A 1,689-nucleotide genomic window follows, 5' to 3' on the forward strand; every position below is an offset into this window, starting at 1 on the left:
GAGGCCGCGTGCCGTACGTACCGGAACCCGGACATGACGGTCAGCGACGACCCGAGGACCACCAGCGCCGCCGCGCCGGCGACCAGGTCGTAGCAGGAGGCGACCCGCGGCTTCGGCACGTTCTCGCCGAAGAACACCACATCCGGCTTCAGCACCCCGCCGCACTGCTCGCAGTCGACGACCGCGAACCCGCCGGTCTCCTCGAGCGCCACGTCCCCGTCCGGGTTGACCGCCGCGTCCGCAGCCGGCAGGTCCCCTCCAATGGGGGGGCTGCCCGCCCCCCCATTTCCCCCCCGGGTCGGCCACGCCGGGTTCACGGCCCGCAGCCGCTCGTCAAGCGTCGGCCGCGGGGTGCGCCGCCAGCACGACAGGCACACCACCCGGTGCAGGCTGCCGTGCAGCTCGGTCACGGCACGGCCGCCGGCCGCCTGGTGCAGCCCGTCCACGTTCTGCGTGATGATCCCGCGCAACAGCCCGTGCCGGTCGAGCTCTGCCACCGCCAGGTGCCCGGCGTTCGGCGCCGCCCCGGCGATGTGCCGCCAGCCCAGATGGCTGCGCGCCCAGTACCGCTGCCGCGCCGCCGCGCTCCCGGTGAACGCCTGATAGGTCATCGGCTGCCCGCGCCGCGTCAGCCCGCTGGGCCCCCGGTAGTCCGGAATGCCGGACTCCGTCGACAACCCCGCGCCGCTCAGGACAACCACGTCGCCGCCGCGAAAAAGCTCAACCATCATCCCGAACGTCCTCGGCTGGCTCCCCGGCTCAGCCGTCTCCGGTTCCGTGCGCATCACTCTTCCATGCTGCCTCATATTCCGCTCCGAGTGGGAAACAGCCATGATGGATGGGTGTGCACCGTGGTCCTGAGCTTCGCGCCGGGGGAACGTGTGCCGCTATTGCTGCTTGGCGTCAGGGACGAGCTGAAGGACCGGCCGTGGCTGCCGCCCGCCAGGCACTGGCCGGGCTCGCCGCTGCTCGGCGGGCTCGACGAGCAGGCCGGCGGCACCTGGCTGGCCGTCCATCCGGACGTGCCGCGGGTCGCGTGCCTGCTCAACGGCAGGGGCACACAAGCCGACCAAGCACGCCGCCGCAGCAGGGGAGAGCTGCCGCTGCACGCCGCCGCCGACGGCGCCGGAGTGCTGAAGGAGCTCGCCGATGACCCGGCGGCCCTCGCCGCCTACGACCCGTTCCACCTGGTCTGCGCCGGCCTGGACGCCGTGGCGATGCTGAGCTGGGACGGCAGCCGCCCGGCGGCCAGGGACCTTGAGCCCGGCACGCACGTGCTGACCAACGCGGGCCACGCGTATCCGGCCGATCCGGTCACCGAGCCGAAGGCCCGCCACTTCGGGCCGAAGTTCGCGGCCGCCCGCCCCTCAGCCGACCCCGCGCTGCCGCCGGAACGGGCCTGGGGCGAGTGGCTGACGCTGGCGGCCGGCGACGGACTCGATCCCGGCGACCCGCGCGCGATCGTCGCCAGCCGCGACCTGCCGGACGGCCGGGTCTGGGGCAGCACGTCGCTGACCCTGGTGGCGCTGGGGGCCGACGGCATCCGCTACGACTTCCAGCCCCGCCCTGGCGCCGTTACAGACTGGTATACAGTTGATGCCACTGCGTAACGGAAGTGGCCGGGTTAGGCTCGATAACCAGCACATGGACACCCTGGAGGCCGGAAGCCGGGATGCGTAGGGCATGGAC

Annotated in this window: 2 protein-coding genes; one reads left to right on the forward strand and one right to left on the reverse strand. The window is 73.1% G+C overall.

What is annotated here, in order from left to right:
• Nucleotides 1-785 (reverse strand): Sir2 family NAD-dependent protein deacetylase (locus WA805_RS14600; protein ID WP_425242591.1); only part of this gene is annotated, 785 nt, incomplete at its 3' end.
• A 57-nt stretch (nt 786-842) separates the two neighbouring features.
• On the opposite strand from WA805_RS14600, the gene WA805_RS14605 reads away from it, so the two are divergent.
• A complete protein-coding gene (locus WA805_RS14605) occupies nt 843-1,610 on the forward strand; it encodes an NRDE family protein (RefSeq protein WP_424560344.1) in 768 nt (255 codons plus the stop codon).
• Nucleotides 1,611-1,689: the final 79 nt, after the last annotated feature.

Origin of the sequence: Trebonia sp., from assembly GCF_049794275.1 — a bacterium.
Taxonomy (GTDB): domain Bacteria; phylum Actinomycetota; class Actinomycetes; order Streptosporangiales; family Streptosporangiaceae; genus Trebonia.